Raw genomic sequence first — 14,457 nt, forward strand, 5'->3', positions numbered from 1 at the left:
AAGCCCCCGGTTGTTCCCCCGTGACCGGGGGCTTCGTTCTGCCCCGAGCACCTTTTCCGGGTGCTCCACGACGCTCTCCGATCACTCTCGGTCACTGTCCAGTCCGTGTTCCGCGCGCTCCCACCTCGGGCAACGGCCTGTCCCGGCACCCTTCGGAGGGAAGACCGCCGCGGGTACGATGCCCTCGGTGTGCGGCCTACGGACGGCGGCTGCGCGCACCTGACAACTCCGGTCGCCCGCAAAGCGGTTGGGCCGGAGGACCGGCGGGCGACGGTCCGGTGGCATACCGACGGGGGCACGGTTCGTGGGGGACGTGATGGACTTCGGCACGCAGGGCCCGCAGGCCCCGGCCGACCTCGCCTGGCTGCGCGGCGTGGACGCCTACACCATGGGGGCCTATCCGCAGGCGGAGGAGGAGTTCCGCACCGCGGTGCGCATCGATCCCGCGATGGCCGACGGCTGGCTCGGCCTGCACGCGCTGCGCGTCGACACCACGAACGCGCTGCTGCGGATGTTCCGGCACCGGAACCGCTTCGGCGAACAGCGCGCCCGGCACCGCCGTACGCTCAACTCCTGGTACTGGCTGGGCTGGTGGGTTCAGCCCGTGCTGGAGAGCCCTCGCGACCTGCTGCTCGCGCACGCCTCGCACTGGCTGGACGGCCGCCACGTCCCGGAGCTGGACCAGGCACTCGCCGGGCTGCCGCCGGTGGACACCGACGCCCAGGTCCGCTTCCTGCACGCCTGCCGCGCCTACCTGGTCAAGGACTGGGAACAGCTCGTGCGGCACACCGATCCGCTGCTCGGCGACCCGCTCCTGGGCATCGAGGCGGGCCTGTTCAGCGGGATGGCCCGGGTACGGCTGGAGATGTACGGGCAGGCCGAGCCGCTGCTGTCGGCCGCGCTCATGCGGTGCCGCAGCGAGCAGCCGCAGCGCAAGGAGCTGCGCTACTGGCTGGCGCGGGCCCACGAGGGTACGGGCCGCAGCGCCGCGGCGCTGCCCCTGTACCGTGCCGTGCACCGCGCCGACCCGGCCTTCATGGACACCTCGGCCCGGCTGGCGGCCATTGCCGAGAGCGACGGCTACGACGAACCGGCCGACCTCGCGGGACTCGCCCCGGCCGGTGCCGGACCCGACGGCGCGGACGGTGCCGACGGGCTCGATCCGTTCTTCGGCACCGCGGAGCGCGATCTGAAGCTCTCCGACCCGGTACCGCCGCCGGCCGGTGCGCTGCCCTCGCCGACCGGTCCGCCGGTGCGCAGGAGGGACGGCCTGGCGGACCCGTTCCTTCCCACCGGGCCCACGGACCCCGCCCTGCTGGAGGAGACGCTCGCCGAGCTGGAGCGCATGGTGGGTCTCGAGCCGGTGAAGCGGCAGGTCAAGGCGCTGTCCGCACAGCTGAACATGGCGCGGCTGCGGGCCGGGCAGGGCCTGCCCGTCCAGCCGCCCAAACGTCACTTCGTCTTCTCCGGTCCCTCGGGCACCGGCAAGACCACCGTGGCCCGCATCCTGGGGCGCGTCTTCTACGCCCTCGGACTGCTGGGCGGCGACCACCTGGTCGAGGCGCAGCGGGCCGACCTGGTCGGCGAGTACCTGGGGCAGACGGCCGTGAAGGCCAACGAACTGATCGACTCCGCGCTCGGCGGCGTGCTGTTCGTCGACGAGGCCTACTCGCTGTCCAACTCGGGGTACGGCAAGGGCGACGCCTACGGGGACGAGGCGTTGCAGGTGCTGCTGAAGCGGGCCGAGGACAACCGCGACCACCTGGTGGTGATACTCGCCGGCTACCCGGAGGGCATGGACCGGCTGCTGGCCGCGAACCCCGGGCTGTCGTCCCGGTTCACCACCCGTGTGGACTTCCCCTCCTACCGGCCGCTGGAGCTGACCTCCATCGGGGAGGTGCTCGCCGCCGAGAACGGGGACGCGTGGGACGAGGAGGCGCTCGACGAGCTGCGGTCGATCGCCGGGCACGTGGTGGACCAGGGATGGATCGACGAGCTGGGGAACGGGCGGTTCCTGCGGACGCTGTACGAGAAGAGCTGTGCGTACCGGGATCTGCGGTTGTCCGGGTACCCCGGGGCGCTGACGCGGGACGATCTGGCGACGCTGCGGTTGCCGGATCTCATGCAGGCGTACGGGGAGGTGCTGTCGGGGCGGGGGCCGCAGGACCCTCCGGGGGTCTAGGCGATGTCGCCCGGGGTGCTGTGGGATGCCCGTCGGGTGGGGCGGCCCCGGGTGGGTCCTCGCTCGCCCCGCGGCGGGGGTGCCGCCGCGCCCACCCGTGCCGCCCCTTGGGGCACCTCCCAGGCGTTCGGGCACCGGGGGACGCACCGCGGCCCGCAGCTGTGACGGCTGCGGGCCGTGGCTAGGCGAGTGCCTCCTCCGGTGCTCCGCTGGTCCGCTGTTCCGCCACCGTCGCCTCGCGGTGGGCCGGGTCGCGGACCTCGCCGACCAGGAGTTCGAGTACGTCCTCCAGCGCGACCAGGCCCAGCACCTTGCCGGACGCGTCGGCGACCTGGGCCAGGTGGGTCGCGGCGCGGCGCATGACGGTGAGGGCGTCGTCGAGCGGCAGCTCCGCGCGCAGGGTGGTCATCGGCCGCCACAGGTGCTGCGGCACCGCACGGTCGGAGTCCTCCACGTCGAGGACGTCCTTGACGTGCAGGTATCCCATGAACGCGCCCGTGTCCGCCGCGACCGGGAAGCGTGAGTACCCGGTGCGGGCGGTGAGCGCCACGATCTCGCCCGGCGTGACCGCGGGGCTGACCGTCACCAGGGACTCGCGCCCGAGGAGCACGTCCGTCACCGGGCGGGAACCCAGTTCCAGGGCGTCCTCCAGGCGCTCCTGCTCCTCCGGGTCGAGCAGGCCGGCCTGCCCGGCGTCCTCGACCAGCCGGTTGAGCTGCTCGCTGGTGAAGACGGCCTCGACCTCGTCCTTCGGCTCGACGTGGAACAGCCGCAGGATGCCCTGGGCGCAGGCGCCGAGCGCGACGGTGATCGGCCTGCAGAGGCGGGCGAAGGCGACCAGGCCGGGGCTCAGCCACAGGGCGGCCTTCTCGGGGGCGGCCATCGCGAGGTTCTTCGGGACCATCTCGCCGATGACGAGGTGGCAGAAGACGACGGCGGCCAGCGCGATGACGTAGCCGAGCGGGTGAATCATGCCCTGCGGCAGGTGAATCCACTCGAAGACCGGCTCCAGCAGGTGGGCGACGGTGGGCTCGGCGACCGCGCCGAGCGTCAGCGAGCAGACGGTGATGCCGAACTGGGCGGCGGCCATCATCTGCGGCAGCCGCTCGAGCCCGTACAGCACCTGCCGGGCCCGGGCGGTGCCGAGCGGCTCGATCTGGCTGCGGCGCACGGAGACGAGGGCGAACTCGGCGCCGACGAAGAAGCCGTTGGCGAGGACGAGCAGCGCGGCGAACAGGAGTTGCAGGACGCTCATCGGGCGGCCTCCAGCAGTGACGCCGGTACCGTCCGCACCAGCCGTATCCGCTCGGCGCGGTAGTGGCCGACCTGCCGTACCGACAGGCGCCAGCCGGGCAGTTCCGCGCGGTCCCCGACGGCGGGGATGCGGCCGAGCAGGTCGGCGACCAGGCCGGCCACCGTCTCGTACGGCCCCTCGGGCGGCTCCAGGCCGATGCGCCGCAGGGCGTCGACGCGGCAGCTGCCGTCGACGTCCCAGGCGGGGCGGCCTTCCTCGGGCGGGGCGGGGGCGAGTTCGGGCACGTCCAGTCCGTCGTGCTCGTCGCGGACCTCGCCGACGATCTCCTCGACGATGTCCTCCAGGGTGACGACGCCGGCGGTGCCGCCGTACTCGTCGACGACGACCGCGATGGGCTGCTCGCTGCGCAGGCGGGTGAGCAGCGGCCGTACGGGCAGGGTCTCGGGGACGAGCAGGGCCGGGCGGGCGATGCGGCCGGCGGGGGTGCGCAGCCGCTCGTGCGCGGGGACCGCGAGGGCGTCCTTGAGGTGGACCATGCCGACGATCTCGTCGATCTTCTCCCGGTAGACGGGGAAGCGGGACAGGCCGGTGGCCCGGGTCAGGTTGACGACGTCCTCGGCGGTCGCCGAGGACTGCAGGGCACTGACCTTCACACGCGGGGTCATGACGTGCTGTGCGGTCAGTTCGCCCAGGGACAGGGTGCGGACGAAGAGTTCCGCGGTGTCCTGTTCCAGGGCGCCGGCCCGCGCGGAGTGCCGGGCCAGGGAGACCAGTTCGCCGGGGGTGCGGGCGGAGGCCAGTTCCTCGGCCGGCTCGATGCCGAGCATGCGCACGAGCCGGTTGGCGACGGTGTTCAGCGCGGAGATCACGGGTCGGAAGAGCCGGGCGAAGGCGTGCTGCGGGCCGGCGACGAAGCGCGCGACCTGGAGCGGCTTGGACACCGCCCAGTTCTTGGGCACGAGCTCGCCGATCACCATCTGCACGGCCGAGGCCAGCAGCATGCCGACGATCACCGACACGCCGGACACGGCGCCGTCGGGGACGCCGATCGCGGTGAACGGGCCGTCGAGCAGCCGGGCGAGGGCCGGTTCGGCGAGCATGCCGACGACCAGGGAGGTGATGGTGATGCCGAGCTGGGTGCCGGAGAGCTGGAAGGACAGCTCCTTGAGGGACTCGACGACCCGGCTGGCACGCCGGTCGCCGTCGGCGGCGGCCTGCTCGGCGTCCGGCCGTTCGACCGTCACGAGGCCGAACTCGGCCGCGACGAAGAAGCCGTTGGCCAGGATCAGCAGGAACGCGGCTGCCAGGAGCAGCAGGGGGGTGGTCATGATGCCGCCGCCTCCGCAGGGACGCGTGCCTCGTGGGCACGGTCCGCGCTATGTCGGCAGGGGGCGGCGCAGGTACTGCAGGACGATCCGTCCATCGCCGGAGGGAGTCACTCCTCGGGTAGCAGGAACCCCCGCGCACCGGGCGGAGCGACAGGGGCGGAGGCGCGACGACCGCGTCTCCGTTCCCAGATTAATCACGAAAAGGGTGCGTGCGGCAGGGTGGACGCCGCCGAGCCGGTCCCCGGGGCCGCTCGGGTGGCGTCCCGGGGACGTGCGCGGTCAGCCGCGCGGTGCCTCGGGGCCGGCGGCGGAGCGGGCCTCCACCAGGGCCCGCAGGGCACGGGCGTCGGCGATGGCGCGCTCCTTGGCGATGCCCGGCTGGATGCCGAGCGCGGGCAGGCTGGTGCCGTCGCTGAGGTCGAGGAACACCCACGGGTCGCCGGCCCGGAGGTTGACCCGGAGGATCTCCGCCCATTCCAGATGCCGCCGGTTCGTCAGGTTGACGACGGTGACGCCCGACTCGTCGGCGACGACCTTGGGCCGGGACAGCATCAGCAGGACTCCGGCCAGGAAGAGGGCCGTCAGCACGAAGCTGAGGCGCTCCCCCGGGCCCAGTCCGTCGAGCAACATGCCGACCGCCGAGACGGTCACGACGGTGGCCGCGGCCAGACCGAGGAGGACGGCCCGGGTGCGGCCCGGCCGGAAGGTGACGGGCAGGGCGGGCAGGTCCGGTCCGGCGCCCGACGGTGCGTCCGACATGGTGTGTGTGCTCCGCATCATGCTGGAGGAACGACGGGGCGGGGGGTCACAGACGGCACGCGTGGATGGCCGTGGTCAGGATGGCCCGGGCGCCGATGTCGTACAGGTCGTCCATGATCCGCTGGGCCTCCTTGGAGGGCACCATCGCGCGGACGGCGACCCAGCCCTCGTTGTGCAGCGGGGAGACGGTCGGGGACTCCAGGCCGGGGGTGAGGGCGACGGCCTTCTCCAGCTGCTCGACGCGGCAGTCGTAGTCCATCATCACGTACGTCCGGGCCACCAGGACGCCCTGGAGGCGGCGCAGGAACTGCTGGACCTTGGGCTCCTCCGTGTCGGCTCCGGTACGGCGGATCACGACCGCCTCGGACTTCATGATGGGCTCGCCGAAGACCTCCAGGCCGGCGTTGCGCAGGGAGGTGCCGGTCTCGACGACGTCGGCGATGACCTCGGCGACGCCCAGCTCGATGGCGGTCTCGACGGCGCCGTCGAGGTGGACGACGGAGGCGTCGACGCCGTGCTCGGCGAGGTGGCCCGCGACGATGCCCTCGTAGGAGGTGGCGACGGTCCTGCCCTTGAGGTCCTCGATGCCGTTCGCGGTGCCCGGCTTGGCGGCGAAGCGGAAGGTGGAGCGGGCGAAGCCGAGCGGGAGGATCTCCTCCGCCCGGGCGCCGGAGTCGACCAGCAGGTCCCGGCCGGTGATGCCGATGTCGAGGCGGCCGGAGGAGACGTAGATCGCGATGTCGCGGGGGCGGAGGTAGAAGAACTCCACCTCGTTCACCGGGTCGACGATCCGCAGTTCCTTGGACTCGCGGCGCTGCTGGTAGCCGGCCTCATGCAGCATCTCCCCCGCGGGGCCTGACAGGGAACCCTTGTTGGGGACGGCGATGCGCAGCATGAGGTCGGCTTCCTTTGTGTGAGGGGGTGAGGGAAAGGCTCTGCGAGGGCTGGCTTACAGATGGGCGTATACGTCGTCCAGGGAGATCCCGCGGGCGACCATCATCACCTGGACGTGGTACAGCAGCTGGGAGATCTCCTCGGCCGCCGCCTCCTTGCCCTCGTACTCGGCGGCCATCCAGACCTCGGCGGCCTCCTCGACGACCTTCTTGCCGATGGCATGGACCCCCTTGTCCACCAGTTCGGCGGTGCGGGAGGTGGCGGGGTCGCCGTTCGCGGCCTTGTGCTGGAGCTCGGTGAAGAGCTCCTCGAAAGTCTTCTTGGACATGGTGGCGCCCACTTTACGCGTAGTGCCGTGGGGCCTAGCGCCACGGTTCGGATACCGAGCGGAGCGTGGCCGCCGTGGCGACGGCCGCGGTCACCGCCTCGTGGCCCTTGTCCTCGCTGGAGCCCTCGATGCCGGCCCGGTCCAGGGCCTGCTCCTCGGTGTCGCAGGTGAGCACGCCGAAGCCGACGGGCACGCCGGTGTCGACGGACACCTGGACCAGGCCCTGGGTCACGCCCTGGCACACGTAGTCGAAGTGGGGGGTGCCGCCGCGGATGACGACGCCGAGGGCGACGATCGCGTCGTAGCCGCGGCCGGCGAGGACCTTGGCGACGACCGGGAGCTCGAAGCTGCCGGGGACCCTGAGCAGGGTCGGCTCGTCGATCCCGAGTTCGCGCAGGGCGCGCAGGGCGCCGTCCACCAGTCCGTCCATCACCTTGTCGTGCCACTGCGCCGCGATGACGGCGACCCGCAGGTCGCCCACGTTGCGTACGGACAGCTCAGGTGCACCCTTGCCGCTCACGTGTCTCCTTGAATCCCTTGCGTGCTGCGCTTACTGGTTGCCGCAGGTGGACACGGGCGTCGTGTCCAGCCAGGGCAGGTCGTGTCCCATCCGGTCCCGCTTGGTGCGCAGGTAGCGGAGGTTGTGCTCGCCGGCCTGGACGGGCATCGGCTCTCGGCCGGTGACGTCGATGCCGTGCCGTTCGAGGGCGTCGGACTTGTCGGGGTTGTTGGTCATCAGCCGTACGGCGCGCACGCCGAGGTCGGCGAGGATCCGGGCGCCGGCGCCGTAGTCGCGGGCGTCGGCGGGCAGGCCGAGTTCGAGGTTGGCGTCGAGGGTGTCGCGGCCGCGCTCCTGGAGTTCGTAGGCGCGCAGCTTGGACATCAGGCCGATGCCGCGTCCCTCGTGGCCGCGGAGGTAGACCACCACTCCCCTGCCCTCGGCCTGGATGCGGTCGAGGGAGGCGTCCAGCTGGGGGCCGCAGTCGCAGCGCTGGGAGCCGAAGACGTCGCCGGTGAGGCACTCGGAGTGGATGCGCACCAGGACGTCCTCGCCGTCGCCGAGGTCGCCGTGGACGAGGGCGACGTGCTCGACGCCGTCGACCGTGGAGCGGTAGCCGTACGCCGTGAAGGCGCCGTGCCGGGTGGGCAGGTGGACCTCGGCCTCGCGGCGGACGGTGGGCTCGGCGCTGCGGCGGTAGGCGATCAGGTCCTCGATGGAGATGATCGTCAGGCCGTGCTTGCGGGCGAACGGGATCAGCTCGGGCAGCCGCAGCATGCGCCCGTCCTCGCCGGCGATCTCGACGATGGCGCCGGCCGGGCGCAGGCCCGCGAGGCGGGCGAGGTCGACGGCGGCCTCGGTGTGGCCGCCTCGGACCAGCACGCCGCCGGAGCGGGCGCGCAGCGGGAAGATGTGGCCGGGCCGGACGAGGTCGTCCGGCCGGGCGGTGCCGCTCGCCAGGAGCTGGAGGGTGGTGGCGCGGTCGGAGGCCGAGATGCCGGTGCTCACGCCGTGGGCGGCGGTGGCGTCGACGGAGACGGTGAACGCCGTCTTCATCGACTCGGTGTTGTCGTCGACCATCTGCGGGAGGCGGAGCCGGTCCAGTTCGTCGCCCTCCATGGGGGCGCAGATCAGGCCGCGGCACTCGCTCATCATGAAGGCGACGATCTCCTCGGTCGCCTTCTCGGCGGCGACGACGAGGTCGCCCTCGTTCTCGCGGTCCTCGTCGTCCACGACGACGACCGGGCGGCCGGCCGCGATGTCGGCGACGGCCTGCTCGACGGGGTCGAGGGCGAGGTCCTCGGGGCCGTCGGGGCTGTAGAGGATGGGTGCCGCGCTCATGCGGGCGCTCCTTCCGGGACGGGCCGCGTCGCGTTGCGGGAGCGCAGCCACCAGTCGCGCAGGCCCCACAGGACGAGCGCGCCGTACAGGACGTAGACGAAGCCGGAGAAGGCGAAGCCGTTGGCGAAGTTCAGCGGGACGCCGACCAGGTCGACGAGCAGCCAGGCGAACCAGAACTCGACCATGCCGCGGGCCTGGGCGTACATGGCGACGACGGTGCCGACGAAGATGTACGCGTCCGGCCAGGGGTCCCAGGACAGGGCCGGGAAGGCGGTGAACAGGCCGCCGACCGCGAGGGTGCCGAGGGCGGCGGCGCCGGCCAGGGCGCCCCGTTCGCGCCAGGTGGCGAAGCGGACGGCGATGGAGCCGTCCTGGGTCTGCTGCCGGCCGCGGTTCCACTGCCAGAAGCCCCAGGCGGCGACGACCATGACGACGATCTGCTTGCCGGCGCTGCCGGAGAGGTGGGCGGTGGCGAAGGCCGCGAAGAGGACGAGTCCGGAGACGAACTGCACGGGCCAGGTCCATATGGAGCGTCGCCAGCCGAGCGCGAGGCCGAGCAGGCCGATCACGTTGCCGATCATGTCCGACCACTTGATGTGCTGGTCGAAGAGGGTGAACGCCTCGGAGTTGAGCCAGTTCACTTGGTGTCTCCCTGTTCGACGTGGGCGCCGAGCAGCCGCTCGACGTACTTGGCGATGACGTCCACCTCGAGGTTGACCGGGTCGCCGGGCTGCTTGAGGCCGAGCGTGGTCAGGGCGAGGGTGGTGGGAATGAGGCTGACGGTGAAGAAGTCGGGGCCGGCGTCGACGACGGTGAGGCTGATGCCGTCGACGGTGATGGAGCCCTTCTCGACGACGTAGCGCGCGAGGCCGGCGGGCAGGGAGATCCTCACGATCTCCCAGTGCTCGGAGGGCGTGCGCTCGATGATCTCGCCGGTGCCGTCGACGTGGCCCTGCACGATGTGGCCGCCGAGCCGGGCGCCCACGGCGGTGGGGCGCTCCAGGTTGACGCGGGAGCCGACGGCGAGGGCGCCGAGGCTGGAGCGGTCGAGGGTCTCGGCCATCACGTCGGCGGTGAACTCGTCGCCCTCGTGGTCGACGACGGTGAGGCAGACGCCGTTGACGGCGATGGAGTCGCCGTGCCGGGCGCCGTCGGTGACGACGGGGCCGCGCAGGCGGAAGCGACAGGCGTCGTCGAGGGTCTCGACGGCGGTGATCTCGCCCAGCTCTTCGACGATTCCGGTGAACACTTCCCGGGTCCTCCCTGCCTCTTCGGGCACGGACTCCGGGGCTGTCGAGAACGACAGAAAGGACGAACGAGGACCGTGGAGGCGACGCCGGACGGGACCCACCCGGAACGGGCGGTCCCAGAGGCCGGCGGCGCGCACGTGTGCTCGCCCGCCGCGCACTGCCTCCCATCCGGACTTTAACCGTCGGTCCAGGAATTTCACCTGGTCAACCGGTCGCTGGAGGCGACCGGGTCGCGGACTGTAACCGCCGGTTCGGACTTTCACCGACCCCGGAGTGCGCTGCTTCTGGTACAGGGCCAGTGTGCCACGGACGACCCGCACTCATCCGGACGGAGGGTGTGGGGTGGCTCACAGAGCGCGTCGGCGGTCCGCCCCGCCGGGCCGCGCCCGTCCGCGGACACGGCCGACTCCCGCGTCATCGCACCCGTTCGAGATTGGTCCATACCTATTGACCTACTGGTCTAGTCCTCTTTAGGGTCTGCGCAGCTTCCGTGGAGCTTCCGTGCAACGGAACCGCCCCCTCAGGACCGGCCCGGCGGCGGTGGCGACGGCCCTTGCCCGCCGCCGGGCCACCCAATCGCGCGATCACGGACGCCGGTGCCGCCCGGTGTCACATTTCCGGGGTGCCCATCCGTCCAAGCTGACGACAGGGTGCTCCGCCCGGGAGCACCACCCGTCCGAAGGGACTGAACAGCATGACCACGATCCTGGTGACCGGCGGCACCGGCACACTCGGCCGGTACGTCACCGAGCGGCTGCGCGCGGACGGGCACGAGGTGCGGGTGCTCAGCCGGCACTCCCAGCCGTACGCCGTCGACCTGCGCAAGGGCGGCGCCGGCCTGGACGCGGCGCTCGACGGCGTGGAGACGGTCGTGCACTGCGCGACCACGCAGACCGGCGGTGACGAGCGGGCGGCCGTGAACCTGCTGGAGGCCGCCCGGCGGGCCGGGGTGGGGCACCTGGTCTACATCTCGATCGTCGGCGTCGACCGGGTGCCGTTCGGCTACTACCGCGCCAAGGCGGCCGTCGAGCACCTCGTCGAGGAGTCCGGGCTCGGCTGGACGGTGCTTCGGACGACGCAGTTCCACGACCTGGTGGTGCGGCTGTTCCAGGGGCTGGCCAAGCCCCCGGTCATGCTGCTGCCGGCGAAGGTCGCCGACCAGCCGATCGAGGTGCGGGAGGTCGCGGACCGGCTCGCCGGGCTGGCGGCCGGCGAGCCCGCCGGCCGGGTCCCGGACCTGGGCGGGCCCGAGGTGCGGAGCTTCGAGTCGCTCGCCCGCGCCTATCTGGCCGCGACGGGGCGGCGACGGGCCGTGGTGAACGTGCCGCTCGCCGGGCGGGCCTACCGCGCCTTCCGCTCGGGCGGCCATCTGACTCCGGAGCGGGCGCTGGGCAAGGGCACCTTCGAGGAGTATCTGACGGCACGCCTCGCGGGCGCGCCCGGAGCGGGACGCCGCGGCTGACCGGAGCCGGCGACCGGCGCCGCGGCTCCATGCGGGGCGCACGGAAGAGGGGCGTGGCTCCGACGACCGGAAAGCGATATATCCCTTATCGTCGGTTCCGGCAAGGGCCTGCGGACGGGACGGAGTCGGGCTGTGGCGTTCGCGGAGTCGGCCGGCGGCCAGGAGCCCGAGCCCTCTCCCGGGCCGGCTCCGGCGCCCGGGCGACGCTCGTGGGCGCCGCTGCTGGCGGTCTGTGCCGGGTACTTCATGGTGATCCTGGACGTGACCGTCATCAACGTCGCCGTGCCGGTGGTCGGCCGGGAGCTGTCGGCCTCGCTCACCGGCATCCAGTGGACCACCGACGGGTACACCCTGGTCTTCGCCGGGTTCCTGCTGACCGGCGGCGCGCTGGGCGACCGGCTGGGGAACCGGCGCGTCTTCTGCCTGGGCGTGGCCGTGTTCACCGTGTCCTCGGCCGCCTGCGCGCTGGCGCCGACGGCTCCCTTCCTGATCGCGGCCCGATCGCCAGATCGGCAGCGCCGCCGGCGTGGCACTCGGCGGCAGCCTGCTGGCCACGGCCACGGACTACGGCGCCGGGCTGCGCGCCGGCATGGCCGTCGGCGCGCTCGCCTACCTGACCGCCGCACTCCTCGCCGTACTCTGCGTACCCGCGAAGCCCCGCGGGGCGTAGGGCGACGGAGGAGTGCGGCCGGGGACAGCCCCTGCCCGCCGGGCGGCGACCGCACGAGGGGCCGGGCCGTGTTCCAGCGGCACCGTCCGGGCCGGCCCGGCGGGGTGAGCCTCAGAAGTCGTAGTCGTCGGTGTTCCTCGCGTTGAACTGCGTCGGCTCGCCGAGCGTGATGACGTCGTCCTCGCCGACCTCGAACCAGCCCATGTCGCCGGCCAGGAACATCTGCCCCTCCCTGCCGGTTATCTGGCCGGAGGCGAGGGCGACGGCCGCGTGCCCCGCCAGCTCACCGAGCCTGGCCGGGTCCCACAGGAGGAACGCCTCGACCGTGCCGTCCTTGACGTAGGAGCGCATGTCGTTGGGGGCGCCGAGGCCGGTCAGTCGCACGGTGCCCTTGAACTCCGACCCGGACAGGTACTCGGCGGCCGCCTTGATGCCGTTGGTGGTGGGCGAGATGATCCCCGCGAGCCTGGGATGCGACTCGAGGAGCGCCTGCGCCTGCTCGTAGGACTTCTGCGCGTCGTCGTCGCCGTACGCGATGTCGACGAGCTCCATGTCCTTGTACCGGGGGTCCGACAGGGCCTTCTTGATGCTGGCGATCCAGGTGTTCTGGTTCGTCGCCGTCCGCGCGGCGGAGAGGATGGCGAACTCGCCCCTGTAGCCGATCTGTTTGCCGAGCAGTTCGAGCTGCGAGACGGCGATGTCCTCGGCGCCGGCGGGGGAGACGAAGGCGTTGCGGCACTCCGGCCTGGTGTCCGAGTCGTACGTGACGACCTTGAGGCCGGCGTCCAGGGCCTTCTTGAGGGCGGTGCACAGGGCCTCGGGGTCGAGCGCGGAGACGGCCATGGCGTCCACCTCGTCCTGCGGGGCGGCGTTGATGTACGACACCTGGCCGGCCGTGTCGGCCCCCCGCTCCGGCCCCGTCTCCTCGAGGGTCGAGCCGAGCTCCGTGACCGCCCGCCTGCCGCCTCGTCCGCCACCTCGAAGTACGGCGTGCCGACCTGCTTGGGCAGGAAGGCGACGGTGAGCCCCTTGCGCGTGGGGGCGTTGGGCGAGGCATCGCCCTTCACGTCGTTCGCGGCGCCCGAGGTGCCGGAGGTGCCGGAGGTGCCGGAGGTGCCGGAGGCCGACGAGTCGCCGCAGGCGGTGGCGAACAGGCTGAGGGAGCAGATCGTGGCCAGGAGCAGTGGGGTGCGCCGTGGCGTGGGCACGATCCGGACGACGGGGCCCACCGCCCGGGCGGTGGGCATGTCCGGACGACGGGGCTTACCGCTCCTGCGGTCCGAACAGGGCGTCCTGGGCACTCTCCCGGGCGGTCAGCAGTGCCCCGCGCAGCACCGCGCCGCCGCCCAGCGTGCCCGCGCGCACCTCGGTGGCGAGCGGCGACATCCCGGCCAGGCGGTCCTGCACGCGGGCGGCGAGCGGGTCGCCGCCCGCCCTGCCGACCTCCCCGGCCAGCACGACACAGCCGGGGTCGAGGACGGAGACGACGGCGGCGGCGCCGAGCGCGATCCGGGCGGCGAGGGCGTCGAGGAAGGCTTCGGACGGCGGGGCGGTTCCGGCTCCGCGCACCGCCGCCCGCACCAGCGCCGCCGCGTGCGGCTCGCCCGCGGCGGGCTCCGCCGTCACGCCGTGCCGCGCCGCCAGGGCCACCACCGCGGCCGCCCCGGTCACGGAGTGGAAACCGCCGTCGCAGTCGGTGGCCGACGGCACGCCCGACGTGCCCGGCACCGGCAGGAAGCCCAGCTCGCCCGCGCCGCCGGAGACGCCGCGCCGCAGCACGCCGTCGAGGACGACCGCGCCGCCGACGCCCAGGCCGAGCCAGAGCAGCACGAACGTGTCCCGGTCGCGGGCCGCCCCGTCGCGCTGCTCGGCCAGGGCGGCGAGGTTGGTCTCGTTCTCGACGCCCACCCGCGCCCCGGGCAGCCGTTCCCGCAGCGCGGCCACCAGCCGGCGGTGCCACTCGGGCAGGCCGGTCGAGTCGTGGAGTTCGCCGCTGGCCGGGTCGATCAGGCCGGGGGCGCCGACGCAGACGGTGTGCAGCCGGTCGGCCCCCGCCTCCTTCACCGTGCGCTCGACCAGGGTGACCGCCTGTTCCACCGCGGGGCCCGTCCCGGTGCCGTCGCCGATCGGTACCGACGCCTCGGCGAGGACCCGGCCCAGCAGGTCCGACACGAGCACGGAGACGCTCTCGGTGCGCACGTCGAGGGCGGCCAGGTGGGCGCGGCCGGCGACGATGCCGTACAGCTTCGCGTTCGGCCCGCGGCGTTGCTCCCCCGACTCCCCGGTCACCTCGATCAGACCGGAGGCGGTGAGGCGTTCGACGAGGTCGGCCACGGTGGGCCGGGAGAGGCCGGTCAGCTGCTTCAGCTGGGTGGCCGTCAACGCGCCCTCCTGCTGGAGCAGACGCAGGGCGAGCCGGTCGTTGATGGCCCGGGCGGTGCTCGGGGATGCGGGCATGCCGGGATCCTTCCAGATCGACGGGCGTGGGG

At 72.9% G+C, this 14,457-nt stretch carries 13 protein-coding genes, 2 pseudogenes and 1 riboswitch; of the genes and pseudogenes, 4 read left to right on the top strand and 11 right to left on the bottom strand.

Features of this window, described 5'->3' with window-relative positions; translation table 11 throughout:
• Positions 1–316: 316 nt before the first annotated feature.
• The gene (locus tag AC0VYN_RS23820) at positions 317–2,182 is read left to right on the top strand and encodes an AAA family ATPase (RefSeq protein ID WP_475532629.1); all 1,866 of its coding nucleotides are present in this window, start codon (positions 317–319) and stop codon (positions 2,180–2,182) included.
• A gap of 181 nt (positions 2,183–2,363) precedes the next feature.
• Here the strand turns inward: AC0VYN_RS23820 and AC0VYN_RS23825 are convergent, their stop codons facing one another.
• The 9 genes from AC0VYN_RS23825 to AC0VYN_RS23865 form a co-directional block, all read right to left on the bottom strand.
• Entirely contained in the window at positions 2,364–3,437 is a 1,074-nt protein-coding gene (locus AC0VYN_RS23825; RefSeq protein ID WP_475532630.1) for a hemolysin family protein, read from the bottom strand.
• The gene (locus AC0VYN_RS23830) at positions 3,434–4,765 is read right to left on the bottom strand and encodes a hemolysin family protein (RefSeq protein ID WP_475532631.1); all 1,332 of its coding nucleotides are present in this window, start codon (positions 4,763–4,765) and stop codon (positions 3,434–3,436) included. The genes AC0VYN_RS23825 and AC0VYN_RS23830 overlap by 4 nt, the downstream gene beginning before the upstream one ends.
• A gap of 279 nt (positions 4,766–5,044) precedes the next feature.
• Positions 5,045–5,524 carry a PH domain-containing protein gene (locus AC0VYN_RS23835; protein ID WP_451687166.1) on the bottom strand — a complete coding sequence of 160 codons (480 nt, stop codon included), beginning with the start codon at positions 5,522–5,524 and terminating at the stop codon, positions 5,045–5,047.
• Positions 5,525–5,570: 46 nt separating this feature from the next.
• The gene (hisG, locus tag AC0VYN_RS23840; RefSeq protein WP_385457806.1) at positions 5,571–6,419 is read right to left on the bottom strand and encodes an ATP phosphoribosyltransferase; all 849 of its coding nucleotides are present in this window, start codon (positions 6,417–6,419) and stop codon (positions 5,571–5,573) included.
• A 54-nt stretch (positions 6,420–6,473) separates the two neighbouring features.
• Positions 6,474–6,746 carry a phosphoribosyl-ATP diphosphatase gene (locus AC0VYN_RS23845; protein WP_030951748.1) on the bottom strand — a complete coding sequence of 91 codons (273 nt, stop codon included), beginning with the start codon at positions 6,744–6,746 and terminating at the stop codon, positions 6,474–6,476.
• A gap of 34 nt (positions 6,747–6,780) precedes the next feature.
• A complete protein-coding gene (gene ribH, locus AC0VYN_RS23850) occupies positions 6,781–7,266 on the bottom strand; it encodes a 6,7-dimethyl-8-ribityllumazine synthase (RefSeq protein ID WP_385457808.1) in 486 nt (161 codons plus the stop codon).
• Between the two features lie 30 nt (positions 7,267–7,296).
• Positions 7,297–8,586: a bifunctional 3,4-dihydroxy-2-butanone-4-phosphate synthase/GTP cyclohydrolase II gene (locus tag AC0VYN_RS23855; RefSeq protein ID WP_475532632.1), complete on the bottom strand. Its 1,290-nt coding sequence runs from the start codon at positions 8,584–8,586 to the stop codon at positions 7,297–7,299.
• Complete coding sequence (locus tag AC0VYN_RS23860) at positions 8,583–9,227, bottom strand: nicotinamide mononucleotide transporter family protein (protein WP_385457812.1); 645 nt, start codon at positions 9,225–9,227, stop codon at positions 8,583–8,585. Before AC0VYN_RS23860 ends, AC0VYN_RS23855 begins: the two co-directional genes overlap by 4 nt.
• On the bottom strand, positions 9,224–9,835 hold the full coding sequence (locus tag AC0VYN_RS23865; RefSeq protein ID WP_475532633.1) for a riboflavin synthase: 612 nt from the start codon (positions 9,833–9,835) through the stop codon (positions 9,224–9,226). Before AC0VYN_RS23865 ends, AC0VYN_RS23860 begins: the two co-directional genes overlap by 4 nt.
• Positions 9,836–9,986: 151 nt before the next feature.
• Positions 9,987–10,117, bottom strand: a riboswitch (FMN riboswitch).
• A gap of 413 nt (positions 10,118–10,530) precedes the next feature.
• On the opposite strand from AC0VYN_RS23865, the gene AC0VYN_RS23870 reads away from it, so the two are divergent.
• From AC0VYN_RS23870 to AC0VYN_RS23880, 3 genes and pseudogenes are all read left to right on the top strand, one after another.
• Positions 10,531–11,298 (top strand): SDR family oxidoreductase, encoded by a 768-nt coding sequence (locus AC0VYN_RS23870; RefSeq protein ID WP_475532634.1) that lies wholly within the window; start codon positions 10,531–10,533, stop codon positions 11,296–11,298.
• Between the two features lie 246 nt (positions 11,299–11,544).
• Positions 11,545–11,739: pseudogene (locus AC0VYN_RS23875) on the top strand (MFS transporter); the annotation flags it as partial.
• Positions 11,740–11,824: 85 nt separating this feature from the next.
• Entirely contained in the window at positions 11,825–11,968 is a 144-nt protein-coding gene (locus AC0VYN_RS23880) for a hypothetical protein (RefSeq protein ID WP_475537065.1), read from the top strand.
• A gap of 111 nt (positions 11,969–12,079) precedes the next feature.
• On the opposite strand, the pseudogene rhaS reads toward AC0VYN_RS23880, so the two are convergent.
• Both rhaS and AC0VYN_RS23890 read right to left on the bottom strand, forming a co-directional pair.
• Positions 12,080–13,215 (bottom strand): annotated as a pseudogene (rhaS, locus tag AC0VYN_RS23885) (rhamnose ABC transporter substrate-binding protein).
• A 16-nt stretch (positions 13,216–13,231) separates the two neighbouring features.
• Positions 13,232–14,425: an ROK family transcriptional regulator gene (locus tag AC0VYN_RS23890; RefSeq protein ID WP_475532635.1), complete on the bottom strand. Its 1,194-nt coding sequence runs from the start codon at positions 14,423–14,425 to the stop codon at positions 13,232–13,234.
• Between the last annotated feature and the right edge of the window lie 32 nt (positions 14,426–14,457).

This window comes from Streptomyces sp. 63XJN7_1_ISO-PGPR-S23-121 (genome assembly GCF_056173025.1).